This is a genomic window from Xanthomonas sp. NCPPB 3442 (genome assembly GCF_056725145.1).
Genome location: NZ_CM161514.1, coordinates 3,409,333 through 3,425,605 on the forward strand (window position 1 = coordinate 3,409,333; position 16,273 = coordinate 3,425,605).

The following is a 16,273-nucleotide window of genomic DNA, read 5'->3' on the forward strand; positions in this document are numbered from 1 at the left end:
GTTGCCGTGCGGAAGGCGCTGCAGCGAAACGCGCCTGCCGCGACTGCGAGCAGGTGTAGGGCGCCGTTTGCGGCATGCCAGTCACCATCGGAAACGGCGGCATCGATGCATGGTCGCTGCGTCTCACGCGCCCCGACTGCGCGACTGGCTGGCGGCCCGAACGCGCAGCCTTCGGTCGCATGAGGTGACTGGCGAGCTGCTGCATCGTGCTATCGGCATGACCGTGCACGACCACAAGCTGAGGCCGGCAGCGTGCGCAACCGCCGAGGCAATCGCTCCCGCAGATCAACGCCCGCCGCGCAGCAGGCGTTTGTGCAGGCTACGCCGCTGCGCATCGCTCAATAGATGTCCATGCGTCCGCAACAGCCCCAGGATCTGCAGATGCGCCTGTGCGGTGCGCCGCGCCAATTCGGTGGCGGCAGCGGCTTGGAGCCGCTTCCACTCTGCCGGGCTGGTCGGCGTTGGAAAGCTGGAACGTTTTGCGGGCATGGCAGCAAGTGAATGCGAGAGACCTCGCCATGATACGGCCGGCCTGTGATCGCCCTATCAGGGCCGACGCAGTTCACGCGCAGGCGGCCACGACTGCTGCCGCGCTGTCCATCGGGCGCAAGCCCACCGCCCGCGCGATGGACCTTGCCGCCCACACCACCTGCACTCTTGTACGATCGGTGCCCTCGCGGCCGGGCCGCATGCATCGTCGACGGGTTTTCGCATGTCTTCGCTGACCGAATTGAGCACGATCTTGCTGCGTCATGCGCCTGGCGACGGCATGCATCCCACGCAGATCGCCCGATTGCAGATCATGCGTAGCGCAGCGCCAACAGTGGCCATGCCCACTGTCTATACACCCATGCTGTGTCTGGTGGCGCAAGGCCGCAAGCAGGCAATGCTGGGCGCGCAGGCGTACGTCTATCACCCGCAGATGTACTTGGTGGCGTCGGTGGATCTGCCCATCGTCGGCTCGGTGATCCAAGCCAGCAGCGCGCAACCGTATCTGTGTTTCTGCCTGGACCTGGACACCGCGGTGCTCAGCGAGCTGGCGATCAATCATCCGGAACTGGTGGACACGCAGCGCGATGCGGCATCGGCCGGGCTGCTGCTCAATCGCAGCACGCCGCAGTTGCAGGACGCAGCGTTACGGCTGGCGCGCCTGCTCGATCGACCGCATGAAATTGCCGCGCTCGCTCCCCTGATCGTGCGCGAACTGTTGTACCGCCTGATGGCCGACCCGGCCAATGCGGCAGTGCGCCAGATGGCCATCGCCGACAGCCGGCTCAACCAGATTTCCAGGGCCATCGTGTGGTTGCGCGAGCACTATGCGCAGCGCTTCAGCATCGAGCAGATCGCCGATCTCTCGGCGATGAGCCGCTCCACCTTCCATGCGCATTTCAAGGCGGTGACCACGATGACGCCACTGGAATACCGCTCGCAGCTGCGCGTGCACGAAGCGCGCCGCCTGATGGTCGCCGAGGCGCTGACCGCTGCCGACGCCGGCTTCCGGGTTGGCTATGAGAGCGCATCGCAGTTCAGTCGCGACTATGCACGCATCCTCGGCATCTCGCCCGCGCGCGATGCGCAACGGCTGCGTGCCAACGCGCAGGACGCCACCGAAGCGGCGTGAGGTCTGCCGGGCGCAGCGCGGGCCGCGCAGCAGCCCCGGCAATCCGCCGCAGCGTCCACTCACGCCGAGACGGCATCATCACCGCGCCAGCATCGGCATCACCGCTGTCTACTCAGCCGCATATTGCGCCTCGCTCACCTGCTCCAGCCAGCTGACGGGCGTACCGTCCTGCGATTCGGCAATGGCGATATGCGTCATCGCCACGTTGGCATTGGCGCCGTGCCAATGCTTGACGCCGGGCGGAATCCACACGATATCGCCCGGGCGGATCTGCTGCGCCGGCTTGCCCCACTCCTGCACGCGCCCGGCGCCGGCGGTCACGATCAGCGTCTGGCCCAGCGGATGGGTATGCCATGCGGTGCGCGCGCCCGGCTCGAAGGTGACGGTAGCGCCGCCGACGCGTGCCGGTGCGTCGGCCTGGAACGGTGCATCGATGCGCACCTTGCCGGTGAAATACGCGGCCGACCCCACTGCCGACGGCGCCCCACCCGCCTTGCTCACCCTGATCGGTCTCGCGGCCTCATCAGGAACCACGGCGGCCATCATCGACAACGACATTGCAGTCGCGAACAGATTCATTGCAGTGCTCCTTGATTCGAGTGTTCGAACTGTAGCGCGCTTGTCCGAGGCCACTAACCGGCTAACCGCGCATGCTCCTAGAAACACGGCGCATCAATCCGCAGCGCCGCGGAGTGCCTGCTGCTGCATTGAAGCCATCACGCACATTCGCGCATGATGCAGCCGCATGAATGGCATGCCTGACGCGGGCATTGGTGGCAATGGCACGGGAAAATCTCAATGACCTGCAGGTGTTCGTCACGGTAGCGCGCGAAGGCAGCTTCACCCGTGCCGCCGCGCAACTGGGCCTCTCGCAGTCGGCACTCAGCCACACCGTGCGCGCACTGGAGACGCGGCTGGGCATTCGCCTGTTGACCCGCACCACGCGCAGCGTGGCGATGACCGAAGCCGGGGCACGCCTGTTCGAAACCGTGGCACCGCGCCTGGAAGAGATCGACGCGCAGTTGTCCGCGCTCACCGACTTCCGCGACAAGCCGGCCGGCACCATCCGCATCACCACCGCCGGCCATGCCGCCGATGCCTACATCTGGCCGGCATTGTCGAAGGTGCTGCCAGACTACCCGGACCTCAAGGTCGAAATGACCGTCGACTACGGCCTGGCCGACATCGTTGCCGAACGCTACGACATCGGCATCCGGCTCGGCGATCAGGTCGCCAAGGACATGATCGCGGTACCGATCAGCCCGATGCAGCGCATGGCTGTGGTGGCAGTGCCGGGGTATTTCGTGCACCACACCATCCCGGCAGTACCGGCCGATCTGGCGCAGCACAATTGCATCGGTCTACGCCTGCCCACCCACGGCGGTTTGCTGCCGTGGGATTTCGACAAGGACGGGCGTGAAGTGAAGGTGCGCGTGGATGGGCAATGGACCTTCAATGGCAGCAGCGCCATCCTGCGCGCTGCACTGGCAGGCGGCGGCCTGGCCTTTCTGCCGGAGACCATGGTGCTGGAGCACGTGGCCGCCGGCCGGCTGCGCCGCGTGCTGGAAGACTGGTGCAAGCCGTTCGCAGGCTATTACGCCTACTACCCCAGCCGCCGCCAATCCTCCAGCGCGCTCAAGGTCGTGATCGATGCATTGCGGCACGATCTGGTGCGTTGACACGCTCGTACAGAGCCTGCCCGGGCGCGATGACGCGTGCGGCAGGCATGACCGCTGACGTTATTTGCCGATGAGTTTCTGCCGCTCCGGGCTGTAACGCGCACCGACAATCGCCACCGCATCCAGCGCCTGCTGGAGACGCGCAAGATCCTCGTCGCTCAAGGTCAAGCCCTCACTAGAAACCACTCGGCACTTCGCGCCTGCCTTGCGTTGTCGGAGCCGTCGGGTTCGCACGATACGCCCGCAGGAACAATGCCACCGCGCCGCTGACATACGCATCCAGCTGCACCGATTGCGCCTCTGGCGCATCGCCGCGCGCGGCAGCGGTGGCCGGCCGCCCGGTCATCAATCCGAAAAAATGCACCGATGCATCGGGCAGGTTGTCGATCACCAATGCGCCGCGTTGCACCTCGCGCGCCAATAGCGTGCGCATCATGGTGTCGTAGCGCTCGAAGCACAGCGTCCACATTTCCTCGCGCACCTGGCCAGGCAGCAGTGGCGGGCGTACCAGGCCATACGCGGCATCATCCCGCATGCTGCTGGCAGACACGCGCAGCACTGCATCGGCTACCGCAGTCAGGCGTTGCTCCAGCGGCCCCTGCAGCTCCAGCAAGGCCGTCCAGCGATTGGGCGAGGCCTGCGCCAGCGCTTCCAGGGTGGTGCGGAACAGCACCTCCTTGGACGCGAAATGCGCATATACCGTGGCCTTGGACACCATCGCGCGCTCGGCGATGGTGTCCATGCTGGTCCTGTCGAAGCCGTGCTGCTGAAACAGCACGCGTGCCGCCGCCAGGATGGCGCCACGCTTGTCGTGCGGCGCACGCCTGGGCGCAACCGACGGTGCGTCGTCATCCACGCGGCGGCTCCGTTGCCGGGGCCGCGGCGGCAGTGGGCGCTGCGCTTTGCAGCCAGCCCCCGCCCATGGCCTTGTAGAACGTCACCAGGTTGGTGAAGCGCGACAGCTGGGTGTTGATCAAGGTCTGCTGCGCGCTGTACAGCGAACGCTGCGCATCCAGCGCCTGCAGATAGCTGTCGATGCCGCGTTCGAAACGCGCCTGCGACAATCGGTAGCTATCGGCAGTGGCATCCACCAGCGCTTGCTGGGCCTGCAGTTGCCTGCCCAGCGTGTCGCGCTGCGCCAACGCGTCGGAGACCTCGCGGAACGCGCTTTGGATCGACTTTTCGTAGCGCGCCACCTCGATATCGCGGTTGGCCTTGGCCATGTCCAGATTGGCGCGATTGCGCCCGGCATTGAAGATCGGCAAGGTCAGCGTGGGCACGAAGCTCCAGGCACGCGTCCCGGCATCGAATAGCCTGGACAGGCTACTGCTGGACGAACCGGTCGATGCGGTCAGGCTGATGCTGGGGAAGAACGCTGCCCGCGCCGCACCGATATTGGCGTTGGCCGCACGCAAGTTGCGCTCGGCTTCCAGAATGTCGGGGCGACGTTGCAGCAACTGAGACGGCAAGCCGGCCGGCACGCTGGCCAACACATTGCCTTCCACGCTCGCGTTGTCGGGCAGTGCATGCGGCAGCAATTCCACCGGCACTTGCGTGCCGACCAGCAGCACCAGGGCATTGCGATCCTGCGCCACCTGCGCGGTGTAGCGCTCCACATCCACGCGTGCGGTTTCCACCGTGGTCTGCGCCTGACGCAAGGTCAGTTGCGAGGCCGCACCCAGTTCGAAGCTGCGCTGCTGCAGGCGATAACTGTCGCTCTGGCTGGCCAGGGTGGATTGCGCCAGCTGCAGCAACTGCTGGTCGGCGGCCAAGGTCAGATAGGCGGTGGCCACTTCTGCCACCAGGCTGATATGCGTACTGCGGCGTGCCTCGGCGGTGGACAGGAATTGCTGCAACGCCTGTTCCTTCAGGCTGCGCACGCGGCCGAACAGGTCCAGCTCATAGGCACTGACGCCGATGTTGGCGCTGTAGGTGCGGAACACCTGCGGCTGGCCGGGAATGGCAAGCTCCGAGGGCGTGCGCGCATTGTTGGCGGTGCCGGTGCCCTCGATGGCGGGCAGCAGCGCGGCGCGGTCCACCCGATATTGCGCGCGTGCCACCTCGATATTGAGCGCGGCCACGCGCAGGTCGCGGTTATTGTCCAAGGCCAGCGCAATCACCTGCTGCAGCGCCGGGTCGGTGAAGACCTGGCGCCAGCCGATATCGGCAATGTACGCGGCGTCGGCGGCGCCGGCGGTATCGGCAGTGGCAGCCGGAGGGGCTGCCGACACGTCGGTGCCGGCAAATTGCGCTGGCACCGGTGCGTCGGGCCGTGTGTAGCGCGGCATCAGCGTGCAACCGGACAGCACGCTGGCCACGCCAAGCGCGCAGAGTGTCGTGCGAATCGTGGTCATGTCAGTGTCCTGTCGGTTGCGGTGCGGGCGAGGCAGGCTGTGGACGGCGCTGGAACAGGCCGCACACCAGCACGAAGAACAGCGGCACGAAGAAGATCGCCAGCACCGTGCCGGAGAGCATGCCGCCGATCACGGCCGTGCCCAGCGCGTGCTGCGCGCCGGCGCCGGCGCCACTGGTCAACACCAGCGGCACCACGCCGAGGATGAAGGCCAGCGAGGTCATGAGGATCGGCCGCAAGCGCATGCGCGCCGCTTCCAATGCCGCAGCCACCAGGCTCTTGCCGCCCTCGTGCAATTCCCTTGCGAACTCCACGATCAAGATCGCGTTCTTCGATGCTAGGCCAATGGTGGTGAGCAAGCCCACCTGGAAGTACACATCGTTCATTTTCCAGGTCAGCATCGCTGCCAGCAGCGTGCCGAACACGCCCAGCGGTACTACCAGAATCACCGAGAACGGAATCGCCCAGCTTTCGTACAACGCGGCCAGGCACAGGAACACGATCAGGATCGAGACGCTGTACAACAGCCCGGTCTGACCGGACGAGGCTTTTTCCTGCCGCGACAACCCGGTCCACTCGAAACCGATGCCCGGAGGCAGCTTGGCGGCTGCGGCTTCGACGATCTGCATCGCCTCGCCGCTGGAAGCCGCACCCGGCAACGCCATGCCCAGGATCTCCATCGACGGCACGCTGTTGTAGCGCTCCAGACGCGGCGAGCCGGATTGCCAGCTCGCGGTGGCGAAGGCGTTGAACGGCACCATGGTGCCGGCGCTGTTGCGCACGAACCAATGGTCGATGTCCTGCGGGTTCATGCGGTAAGGCGCATCGGCCTGCAGCATCACCTTCTTGACCCGGCCCTTGTCGATGAAGTCGTTGACGTAGGTGCTGCCCCATGCGCTGGAAAAGGTATCGTTGATGTCGGAGATCGACACGCCCATCGCCTGCGCTTTATGCGGGTCGATTTCCAGCTTGAACTCCGGGGTGTCTTCCTGGCCATTCGGGCGCACCGCCACCAGGCGCTTGTCTTGCGACAGTTCGGCCAGCAATTGATTGCGCGCCTGCATCAGCGCTGCGTGACCCAGGTTGGCGCGGTCCTGCAGCATCAGATCGAAGCCGGTGGCATTGCCCAACTCCGACACCGCAGGCGGTGCGAACGCAAACACCTTGGCATCGCGGATACCGGCAAAAAATGCCCCGGCCCTGGCCGCCACGTCGGTGACGCTCTGGCCCTTGCCGGTGCGCTCGTCCCACGGCCGCAACTTGACGAAGGCAAAGCCCACGTTCTGGCCGCTACCGGCAAAACTGAAACCGGTCACGGCGAAGACACCGGCAACCGAATCCTTCTGGTCGACCAGGAAATGATGCTCCACCTGCTTGAGCACCTCGCTGGTGCGCGCGTTGGTGGCACCGGGCGGCAACTGCACCAGCACGAACAAGGTGCCCTGGTCTTCGTCCGGCAGGAATCCCACCGGCAATTTCATGAACCCGAACACCACCAAGGCCAGCAACGCCGCGTAGGCGAGCATGTAGCGCCAGCCCTTGCCAAGCATGTGCCTCACCACGCCCTGGTAGCCGGTGTTGCCGCGATCGAACAGGCGGTTGAACCAACCGAAGAACCCGGTAGTCGCCAGGCCGTGGCCCTTGTGCACCGGCTTGAGCAAGGTGGCGCACAAGGCCGGGGTCAGGATCATCGCCACCAGCACCGACAAGGTCATCGCCGAGACGATCGTGATCGAGAACTGCCGGTAGATCACGCCGGTGGATCCGCTGAAAAACGCCATCGGGACGAACACCGCCGCCAGCACCAGCGCCACGCCGATCAACGCGCCGGAAATCTGGTCCATCGATTTCCGCGTGGCGTCCTTGGGCGACAACTGCTCCTCGCTCATCACGCGTTCGACGTTTTCCACCACCACGATGGCATCGTCCACCAGCAAACCGATCGCCAGCACCATCGCGAACATGGTCAGGGTATTGATGGTGAAACCGAACGCCGCAAGCACACCGAAGGTGCCCAGCAGCACCACCGGCACCGCAATGGTCGGGATCAGGGTGGCGCGGAAGTTCTGCAGGAACAGGTACATCACCAGGAACACCAGCACCACCGCTTCCACCAGCGTGTGCACCACCTGTTCGATGGAGATGCGCACGAACGGCGTGGTGTCGTACGGCTTTTGCACCTTCATGCCGGGCGGGAAGAACTTTTCCTGCTCTTCCAGGCTCTTGTCGATTGCGCGCACCGTGTCCAGCGCATTGGCGCCGGTCGCCAGCTTGATCGCCAGACCGGCGGCCGGCTTGCCGTTGTAGCGGCCCACCGTGTTGTAGCTTTCGCTGCCCAGCTCGATGCGCGCCACATCGCGCAAGCGCACCTGCGAGCCATCGGACTGCGTGCGCAGCAGGATGTTTTCGAATTGCTCGGCGGTCTTCAGCCGGGTCTGTGCAGTGATGGTGGCGTTGAGCTGCTGGTTGGCCACCGCCGGCAACGCGCCCAACTGGCCGGCGGAAATCTGCGCGTTCTGCGCCTGGATCGCGTTGCGCACATCCACGGGCGTGAGGCTGAAATTGCTCAGCTTGTTGGGGTCCATCCACACCCGCATCGCGTACTGCGAACCGAACAAGGTGGTGTCGCCCACGCCTTCGACGCGGCTGATGGTTTCCTGCACGTTGGCAGCCACGTAATCGGACAGGTCCGAATCGCTCATGCTGCCGTCTTCGGACGTAAAGGCCAGCACGTTGAGGAAGTTGGTGGCCGACTTGGTCACCGTCACGCCCTGCTGCTGCACTTCCTGCGGCAACAACGGCGTGGCCAGCGACAACTTGTTCTGCACCTGCACCTGCGCGGTGTCCGGATCGGTGCCGTTTTCGAAGGTCAGGGTGATGGTCACCGCCCCGCTGGATTCGCTGGTAGACGCCATGTAGCTGAGGTGGTCCAGCCCCTTCATCTTCTGCTCGATGACCTGGGTGACGGTGTCTTCCAGCGTCTGCGCCGAGGCGCCCGGGTAGTTGGCGGTGATGGCGACTGCCGGCGGTGCGATGCTGGGGTATTGCGCGATCGGCAAGGTGGCGATGGACAGGATGCCGGCCAGCATCACGATGATGGCCAACACCCAGGCGAAGATCGGACGATCGATGAAGAAACGTGCCATGACGTGTGATCCCGCCTTAGTTGGCCGCACGCGGTGCGGTCGGGGCGGCAGGACCGGCAGCATTGCCGGCGGCGGGTGTGGCCTTGGGCTGCCACGGCACGGTCTTGACCACGATGCCATCGCGTGCGCGCGATGCGCCTTCGACGACCACCTGCTCGCCGGGCTTCAGGCCGCTGCGCACCAGCCACTGGTCGCCCACCGCGCGATCGGTCTCCAGCACCCGCAACTGCAGCTTTTGGTCGGCGCCGACGACAAAGGCCGTGGGTTTGCCCGCGCCGTTGCGCGAGACCGCCTGTTGCGGCACCAGCATGCCCTGCTCCTTGACGCCTTCCTGCAGCACCGCGCGCACGTACATGCCTGGCAACAGCTCGGCGTTCGGGTTGGGGAAGACCGCGCGCAGGGTGATCGAGCCGGTGTTCTGGTCGACGGTCACGTCGGAGAACGCCAGCTGCCCCTGCAACGGGTAGGTGCTGCCGTCTTCCAGCAACAGCGACACCTTGGCCGCACCGTCGCCGGCTTGTTCCAGATCGCCGCGCGCCATCGCCTGCCGCAGGCGCAACACCGCACTGCTGGGCTGGGTGACGTCGATGTAGATCGGGTCCAGCTGCTGGATGGTGGTCAGCGCCGTGGCCTGGTTGGCGGTCACCAGCGCACCCGGGGTCACGCTGGAGCGGCCGATGCGTCCGGAGATGGGTGCGTCGAGCCGCGCAAACGCCAGGTTGATGCGCGCGGTTTCCACGCTCGCCTTGCCGGCTGCCACGTCGGCCTTGGCCTGGCCTAGCGCGGCATCGGTGTCGTCGCCTTCCTGCTGGCTGATCGCCTTGATCTGCGCCAGTTCCTTGTAGCGCTCGGCCTTGAGCTGCGCGGTGCGCAGGGTCGCCTCGGCCTTGGCCAGGGACGCCTGCGCGCTGGCATAGCTGGCGCGGTACTGGGCCGGATCGATCTGGTACAGGGTCTGGCCAGCCTTGACGTCGCCGCCTTCGGTGAACTGGCGCGACTGGATGATGCCGCCCACCTGCGGGCGAATTTCGGAGATCAGGTACGGAACGGTGCGCCCCGGCAATTCGGTGGTGAGCGTCACCGGTTGCTGCTTGACGGTCAGCACGCCCATTTCCGGAGTGCCTTCCTGCGGCGGCGGACCTCCCGGTGGGCTGCCGCAGGCACTGAGCAGGGCGGTGGCGGCAACGGCAACAGCAAGCAACGACAGGCGAAACGAGGCATGAGCACGCACGGGCAGTCTCCGCAGGAGGTGTGATGATTAAATCTAAACGGTACGGTTCGGTATCCTAATAAGCACATCCGTGGCCGTCAAGCATTTCTGCCCAGTCGGTATACTTATGAATTATTGGGAGAACTTGATGCGGGTCAGAACCGAAGAAAAGCGCGAGGCCATCGTCCAGGCAGCCAGCGAGGTCTTCCTCGAGCTGGGCTTCGAGGGCGCGTCGATGTCGCAGATCGCCGCCCGCGTAGGCGGCTCCAAGCGCACGCTGTACGGCTACTTTCCGTCAAAGGAAGAGCTGTTCGTGGCCGTTGCCAAGGACATGTCCGACCGCTATTTCGACCCGTTGCTGCATGCGCTTTCGCAAAGCAGCGGCCCGGTCGATGAGGCTCTGCAGCGCTTCGGCGAGGATGTGCTGACCTTCCTGTGCGCCCCGCCCAACATCACCAGCTGGCAGACCATCATCGGGGTATCCGGCAGATCGGCGGTCGGCGCACTGTATTTCAGCGCCGGCCAGGAAGAAGGCATACAGCGCTTCGCCGAATACCTGCAGGCACAGGTGGATTGCGGCCTGCTCCATTGCCAAGACACCCTGCTTGCCGCCCACCAGTACGCGGCCTTGCTGGAATCGGAAACCTTGATGCCCTGCCTGTTTGGCGCACTCAAAGACCCCACGCCCGAGTTCCTGCGCGACGCGACGCGACGTGCGGTGCAGACGTTTCTGGCCGCGTATGGCGGCAAGGCAGGCAAGGCGGCGTGACGCCCTTTGCGACTTCACTGCATTGCACTGCGCGAGGACGCGCAGTGCGCGCGTACGGACGCCAGGCCTGCAGTCCACTCAGGCGTCTAACTGCCTTGCCGCGCCGCTGGCTTGAGCGCAGCAGCATCATCACCGCATGACGCAACCGGGCAGCGAGGCTGCGCTGTACGGCCGGCACAGGAATGCTGCTGCAGCGATTGAACGGTGTTGCGCTTGCGCTTGAACACGTTGCCATCGCACGCATGTTGCCGCCCGGGCATTGCGCAACCAGCACCTTGGAACAGGCCGCGTCGAGGCACGACCTAGCGGCTGGTTACTCCGCCACTGCGCATTTCGCGCACAGGCCATGCACTTCCAGCGTCTGTGCCTGCGGCTGGAAACCCAGCGCCTTGGCGCGGGCTTCCAGTTGCGACACCACGTCGCGATCTTCCAGCTCCACCGCGCTGTGGCAGCGGTCGCAGATCAGGAACGGCACCGAATGCTGGGCGCTGTTGGGGTGGTGGCAGGCGACGAATGCATTGACCGATTCGAGCTTGTGCACGAAGCCGTTGGCCATCAGGAAATCCAGCGCGCGGTACACCGTGGGCGGGGCGTCGGCGCCGACGCCCTTGCCTTCGCGCACCCAGTCCAGCAGTTCATAGGCCTTGACCGGCTTGCCGGCGTCGGCGATCAGCCGCAGCACGTTCGCGCGGATCGGCGTCAGCCGCAGGCCGCGTTCGCTGCAGGCACGCTCCACTGCGCGCACGAAACCGTTGGCATCGTCGACGTGGTGATGCGGTGCAGTGCAGGCGAGGTCTGGTGCGTGGGTGTGCTTGGTCATACAGGCTCCGGCGTCAGGCCGCTCCAATCTTGATGAGTGCCGCATCGATGCGTTTCAAGGCACCCTCGCGTCCGGCCAGGTACACCGTTTGCGAAATATCCGGGCTGACCTGGGTGCCGGTGATGGCCACGCGCAGCGGCTGGGCGATCTTGCCCATGCCCAGTTCCAGCGCGGCAGCAGCGTCGTGCAGCGCAGCCGAGACGTTTTCGACGCTCCACGCATCCACGGCAGCCAGCAGCTCGCGCGCCTTGCCCAGCGGTACCTCGGCGCCAAGCTTGAGGTGTTTCATCACCGCCGCTTCGTCATAGGTTTCCAGCGGCTGGTACCAGACCACGGCTTTTTCGGCCATTTCCTTCAAGGTCTGCACGCGCTCGCGCAACGCCACCACCACATCGGCGGCGGCCGGGCCGGCGGCGATGTCCACACCGAGCTTGGCAAGCTGGTATTCCAACTGCGGGGCGATGCTGGCCGGGTCGTCGGTCTTCAGATAATGCTGATTGACCCAGCCGAGCTTGGCCATGTCCAGGCGCGCGGCCTTGGAATTGACGTCCTTGACGTCGAACAGGTCCAGCAATTCTTGCCGGGTGAACAGCTCCTGGTCGCCATGCGACCAGCCCAGGCGCGCCAGGTAATTGATCAGCGCATGCGGCAGATAGCCGGCGTCCTTGTACTGCATGACGTCGGCCGCGCCGGTGCGCTTGGACAGCTTGGCGCCCTGCTCGTCCAGGATCATCGGCATGTGCGCGAACCTGGGCACCGGTGCGCCCAGTGCTTCGTAGATATTGATCTGGCGCGGGGTGTTGTTGATGTGGTCGTCGCCGCGGATCACCTCGGTGATGCCCATGTCCCAGTCGTCCACCACCACCGCGAAGTTGTAGGTGGGGAAGCCGTCCGGGCGAAAGATCACCATGTCGTCGAGCTCGCTGTTGGCGATCTCGATGCGCCCCTTGATCAGGTCCTCGAACACCACCGTGCCGCCGATGGGATTCTTGAAGCGGATGACCCGGTTGGGGTCGTCGCGATACGGCAGGTTCTGCTCGCGGGCAGCGCCGTTGTAACGCGGCTTTTCCTGCTTGGCCATGGCGGCCTCGCGCATGGCGTCGAGTTCTTCGCGGGTTTCGTAGGCGTAATACGCCTTGCCCTGCGCGAGCAACTGCTCGGCAACCTCCTGGTAGCGGGCAATGCGCTGGGTCTGGTAGATCGGGCCTTCGTCGTAGCCCAGGCCCAGCCAGTCCATCGCTTCCAGGATGGCGTCGATGGCCGCCTGGGTGCTGCGCTCGCGGTCGGTGTCTTCGATGCGCAGCACGAACTGCCCGCCGCGGTGGCGCGCCTCCAGCCAGCAATACAGGGCGGTGCGGGCGCCGCCGATGTGCAGGTAACCGGTGGGGCTGGGGGCGAAACGGGTGCGGCAGGTCATGGAGCGCTCGGCGGACGGGAGTCGGCCGATTTTACCTTGCGCGGCGTGGCCCTGCCCGGCCCGTGGCTCAGCGGTTGCGCAGCAGGTCGCCGTACACCACGCAATCGCCGCCGCTGCGTGCCGTGCCCGGGGCGTCGTACAGCACCAGCCAGGTGGGAATCTTGCCGGCCAGGTGCCTGGGCAGGTTGCAGATGGCCTCGGCGCGGTCGCAGTCCTTGCCATGCGGCAGCACTGCCGATTCCAGCAGGTCGTGCTGGAAGCGCACCGGTGCGCGGTTGGCGGCCAGCACGGTGCGCGCATCCGGCCATTTGAACAGGCGAATCTCGCCATTCAGCACCATTGTCGGCCCGGCGAGCAGGTACAGATCGTCGCCGGAATAATGCAGGTCGCGAATGCCCAGCCCGCCCAATTGCAGGAAGTGCTTGCGCAGCAGGGTGCCGTCTTCGTCCAGCGGTGCCAGGCGCAGATGGTCGCCATGCGCTTCCACCTGGATCTCCAGCATTGCCGACCAGCCACGCAGCACCGGCCCACGCAGGCCCAGCAGCAAGCGCTGGCCATCGACCACGATGCCTTCGATATCGAAGCCGTTGTCCTTGCCGGGAATCTTCAGGAACGGGCCGAAATGCGGGTCGTCGGCCAGCAGGTCGGTGAGTTGGTTGTGCTTGGCATCGCCCTTGAGGCAAAGTGCGCGGCGGCCGTCGGCGGCTTCGCGTACCAGCTGCGGGCTGCCGTCTTGCGCCTGCTCGATCGGCAGGCAGGCAAGCAAACGGCGGTTGCCATCGAGCTTCAACTTGGTCAGGCGCTTGGCGTTTTCGGCGTCGTCGCGTCCGCGCTTGGCGTTCTTGCGCTTGCTGCCGTGCGAACCGACGACCCACAAGAATCCGTCCGACAGGCCCATGCCTTCCAGGTCGGCTTCCTCGCCGTCTTCGCCCGGCAGATCCAGCAGGTCAGCCAAAGGAAAGCTCTGCCCTTCGCCGAAGCGCAGCGTCTCGCGCCGTACCGGATCGAGCTTGCGCAGCCGATCCACCGCGCAGGCTTCGTCGCCGGCCACCCACAGCCAATCGTCGGTGAAGGCGGCGCCGGACAGATTGCTGTGCACCAGCGCACCGGGCGCGAATTCGAGCCTGACGCTATGCGGAATCAGGGTTTTCTTGGCCATGGGCACCTAGGATGAGGGATCAACCGAACGCGGCCAGCTTGGCACGCACCACATCGGCCGCCAACTGCCCCGGCCAATCGCGGTCGTTGGCCACCTGCGCCTGCGCGCGGCTGGCCTCGAACGCCGCAAAGTCCAACTCGGCCAGTGCCCACACCGTCTCGCCCTGGGTCTGCGCCAGCACGCCGTCGGCGGGGAAGCCGACATCCATTGGCGCAAACACCGCCGCGTCGCCGGTATTGATGTCCAACGCCGGGCTCCACGGCGCTTGGCCTGCAGTCACCGATTGCGCGACGAACACGCGGTTTTCCAGCGCGCGCGCCAGGCAGCCGATGCGCACGCGCATGGCGCCGGCGGCGGTGTCGGTGCAGCTGGGCACGATCAACAACCGTGCACCGGCCTCGTATTGCGCACGCACCGGCAGCGGGAACTCGCTGTCGTAGCAGATCGCGATCGCGGCGCGAATGCCGTCCAGTTCGAACACCTTCAGTTCCTCGCCCGGCTCGATCAGCCCGGTGGCCTTTTCGAAGCCGGTGAGCTGCAACTTGTCCTGCCAGCCGTGCAGGCCCTCCGGGGTGAACCAGTCGCTGCGATTGCGGTAGCGCCCCTGCCCCAGATCCAGCAGAAAACTGCCGGCAATCAGGTGCAGCCGATGTTCCCGCGCCAGGCCGGCAAACAGTTCCAGCCACGGCGCGCGCAGCGCCTGGATGGCCGCCAGCGATTCGGGCAGGCCGGCAGAAATCTGCGTGTCGAACGTTGCGCCCAGTTCCAGCGACAGATATTCGGGCAGCACCACCACCCGCGCACCGGCAGCGGCGGCTTCGGCGATCAGGGCCGACTGGCGCGCCGCAAACGCGGCGAAGTCGACTGGCTTGCCGATGGGGTATTTGGCAACGGCAATTTTCATCTGGTGGCCTTTGGGGTGTTGGATCGAAGCGGCGAAGCAATCAGACCAGCTCGCCAACGCATTGTGCAGCGATTTTGCAGACCGTTCGTGATGCTTGTCGGTGGCTGTAGGGCGCTGGCCGCACTCATTGCGACAACGCACGTGTCCACACAACCAAGCTGTGGTCGATCTCGCCATGTTGCAACTCCGCCCACTGCAGGTGCACGCGCATGCCCGGCTGCGGGGCGTAGCCACGTTTGCGCCAGAACGCATCGTTGGGACGGTAATCGGCTGGTTGGCGCGGGTCGTCGGGCGCGCGTTCCACCGAACAGAACGCGGTCGATGCAAAGCGGCCCAACGCGCGTGCATGCGCTTCGCGCCGGTCGAAAAATGCATGACCGATACCCTGCCCGCGATACGCCGGCAGCAGCACCGATTCGCCGAAATAGAACACGCCGGCCGGATCGATGCCTGCCGCACGGAACGGTGCGTGGAACGCGTCGCTGTCATCGAGCAGCGGCAAACCGGTCGATGCACCGATTACCGCATCGCCATCGCGCGCCAGCACGAAGACGCTGTCCGGCGATGCCGCGTAGGCCGCCAGATAGTCGCGCTCGTACGCGGCATCGCCTTGGTACAGATACGGCCATGCGCCGAACACGCTGATGCGCAGCTGCGCCACTGCATCCAGATGCGGCAGCACCTGCGTGCCGCGCACCGTTTCCACCATTAACGAGGAGCCAGCCATGCCGCCATGGTAAGCCAGCAAGGCGTGGCTGCAATGCGATGCTTCAACGCAGCCAATGACCATGGTTCGAACCGCAGGTCTGCGGTTGTTGCCACAGCAACCACACCGCCGCTTCGTCGGTGGCCAGCAGTACCCCGAGCAGCGCATCGGTGCTGCGTGCCCAGTAGCTGCCATTGCTCAGCCGTTGCCACGGCCCATAGCTGGGTGCCCGGGCGTGGCCGGTGCGGGTGTGCTGCTGCGCTGCCGCCTGCAAGAACGCATGCCCGCCGCTGCGCAGTTGCTGCGCGGTGCGTGCGTGCAGCTGCAGGCCCACCACCCCGCGGCGCCTGTCGCGGTTCAGCGGCAAGGCCGACAGCGCCGAGCTCTCCCAAACGTGCGGCAGCGCTGCGGGAAGCAGCGCCACCGTGTCGATACCGGCGGGCAGCAAACGCTGCGCGCGCCGGTGCAAGTGTGCCTGCGTCAGCATGC

16 protein-coding genes are annotated in these 16,273 nt (G+C 65.7%); 3 read left to right on the forward strand and 13 right to left on the reverse strand.

What is annotated here, in order from left to right:
* Positions 1–285 precede the first annotated feature (285 nt).
* Positions 286–489, reverse strand: a complete 204-nt coding sequence (locus tag AC1POX_RS14730) for a hypothetical protein (protein ID WP_014090619.1) — start codon at positions 487–489, stop codon at positions 286–288.
* Positions 490–712: 223 nt separating this feature from the next.
* Here AC1POX_RS14730 and AC1POX_RS14735 point away from each other — a divergent pair, with 223 nt between their 5' ends.
* Positions 713–1,621, forward strand: coding sequence for an AraC family transcriptional regulator (locus AC1POX_RS14735; RefSeq protein WP_011348053.1), 909 nt, complete (start codon positions 713–715; stop codon positions 1,619–1,621).
* A 108-nt stretch (positions 1,622–1,729) separates the two neighbouring features.
* Here the strand turns inward: AC1POX_RS14735 and AC1POX_RS14740 are convergent, their stop codons facing one another.
* The gene (locus tag AC1POX_RS14740; protein ID WP_039417041.1) at positions 1,730–2,200 is read right to left on the reverse strand and encodes a (R)-mandelonitrile lyase; all 471 of its coding nucleotides are present in this window, start codon (positions 2,198–2,200) and stop codon (positions 1,730–1,732) included.
* A 200-nt stretch (positions 2,201–2,400) separates the two neighbouring features.
* On the opposite strand from AC1POX_RS14740, the gene AC1POX_RS14745 reads away from it, so the two are divergent.
* On the forward strand, positions 2,401–3,300 hold the full coding sequence (locus AC1POX_RS14745) for a LysR family transcriptional regulator (RefSeq protein ID WP_031423494.1): 900 nt from the start codon (positions 2,401–2,403) through the stop codon (positions 3,298–3,300).
* 60 nt (positions 3,301–3,360) lie between these two features.
* On the opposite strand, the gene AC1POX_RS14750 is transcribed toward AC1POX_RS14745, so the two are convergent.
* From AC1POX_RS14750 to AC1POX_RS14770, 5 genes are read right to left on the reverse strand one after another with little or no spacing between them, the layout of a single operon-like run.
* Positions 3,361–3,486 carry a hypothetical protein gene (locus tag AC1POX_RS14750; protein ID WP_267475572.1) on the reverse strand — a complete coding sequence of 42 codons (126 nt, stop codon included), beginning with the start codon at positions 3,484–3,486 and terminating at the stop codon, positions 3,361–3,363.
* Positions 3,476–4,156: a TetR/AcrR family transcriptional regulator gene (locus AC1POX_RS14755; RefSeq protein ID WP_011348056.1), complete on the reverse strand. Its 681-nt coding sequence runs from the start codon at positions 4,154–4,156 to the stop codon at positions 3,476–3,478. Before AC1POX_RS14755 ends, AC1POX_RS14750 begins: the two co-directional genes overlap by 11 nt.
* Complete coding sequence (locus tag AC1POX_RS14760) at positions 4,149–5,654, reverse strand: efflux transporter outer membrane subunit (RefSeq protein ID WP_372356317.1); 1,506 nt, start codon at positions 5,652–5,654, stop codon at positions 4,149–4,151. Before AC1POX_RS14760 ends, AC1POX_RS14755 begins: the two co-directional genes overlap by 8 nt.
* Before the next feature lies 1 nt (position 5,655).
* Positions 5,656–8,799, reverse strand: coding sequence for an efflux RND transporter permease subunit (locus tag AC1POX_RS14765; protein WP_014090624.1), 3,144 nt, complete (start codon positions 8,797–8,799; stop codon positions 5,656–5,658).
* Between the two features lie 16 nt (positions 8,800–8,815).
* Positions 8,816–10,030 carry an efflux RND transporter periplasmic adaptor subunit gene (locus AC1POX_RS14770; RefSeq protein WP_372356318.1) on the reverse strand — a complete coding sequence of 405 codons (1,215 nt, stop codon included), beginning with the start codon at positions 10,028–10,030 and terminating at the stop codon, positions 8,816–8,818.
* Positions 10,031–10,136: 106 nt separating this feature from the next.
* Here AC1POX_RS14770 and AC1POX_RS14775 point away from each other — a divergent pair, with 106 nt between their 5' ends.
* Positions 10,137–10,778 (forward strand): TetR/AcrR family transcriptional regulator, encoded by a 642-nt coding sequence (locus AC1POX_RS14775; protein ID WP_008576090.1) that lies wholly within the window; start codon positions 10,137–10,139, stop codon positions 10,776–10,778.
* 313 nt (positions 10,779–11,091) lie between these two features.
* On the opposite strand, the gene AC1POX_RS14780 is transcribed toward AC1POX_RS14775, so the two are convergent.
* The 6 genes from AC1POX_RS14780 to AC1POX_RS14805 form a co-directional block, all read right to left on the reverse strand.
* A complete protein-coding gene (locus tag AC1POX_RS14780) occupies positions 11,092–11,598 on the reverse strand; it encodes a transcriptional repressor (protein WP_005912830.1) in 507 nt (168 codons plus the stop codon).
* 13 nt (positions 11,599–11,611) lie between these two features.
* Positions 11,612–13,015 carry a glutamate--tRNA ligase gene (gene gltX / locus AC1POX_RS14785; RefSeq protein ID WP_008576091.1) on the reverse strand — a complete coding sequence of 468 codons (1,404 nt, stop codon included), beginning with the start codon at positions 13,013–13,015 and terminating at the stop codon, positions 11,612–11,614.
* A 67-nt stretch (positions 13,016–13,082) separates the two neighbouring features.
* Entirely contained in the window at positions 13,083–14,174 is a 1,092-nt protein-coding gene (locus tag AC1POX_RS14790) for a DUF3616 domain-containing protein (protein WP_372356319.1), read from the reverse strand.
* A 19-nt stretch (positions 14,175–14,193) separates the two neighbouring features.
* Positions 14,194–15,078, reverse strand: a complete 885-nt coding sequence (locus tag AC1POX_RS14795) for a carbon-nitrogen hydrolase family protein (protein ID WP_011348062.1) — start codon at positions 15,076–15,078, stop codon at positions 14,194–14,196.
* A gap of 124 nt (positions 15,079–15,202) precedes the next feature.
* The gene (locus AC1POX_RS14800; protein ID WP_029819849.1) at positions 15,203–15,805 is read right to left on the reverse strand and encodes a GNAT family N-acetyltransferase; all 603 of its coding nucleotides are present in this window, start codon (positions 15,803–15,805) and stop codon (positions 15,203–15,205) included.
* Positions 15,806–15,848: 43 nt separating this feature from the next.
* Positions 15,849–16,271 carry a hypothetical protein gene (locus tag AC1POX_RS14805; protein ID WP_031423506.1) on the reverse strand — a complete coding sequence of 141 codons (423 nt, stop codon included), beginning with the start codon at positions 16,269–16,271 and terminating at the stop codon, positions 15,849–15,851.
* Positions 16,272–16,273: the final 2 nt, after the last annotated feature.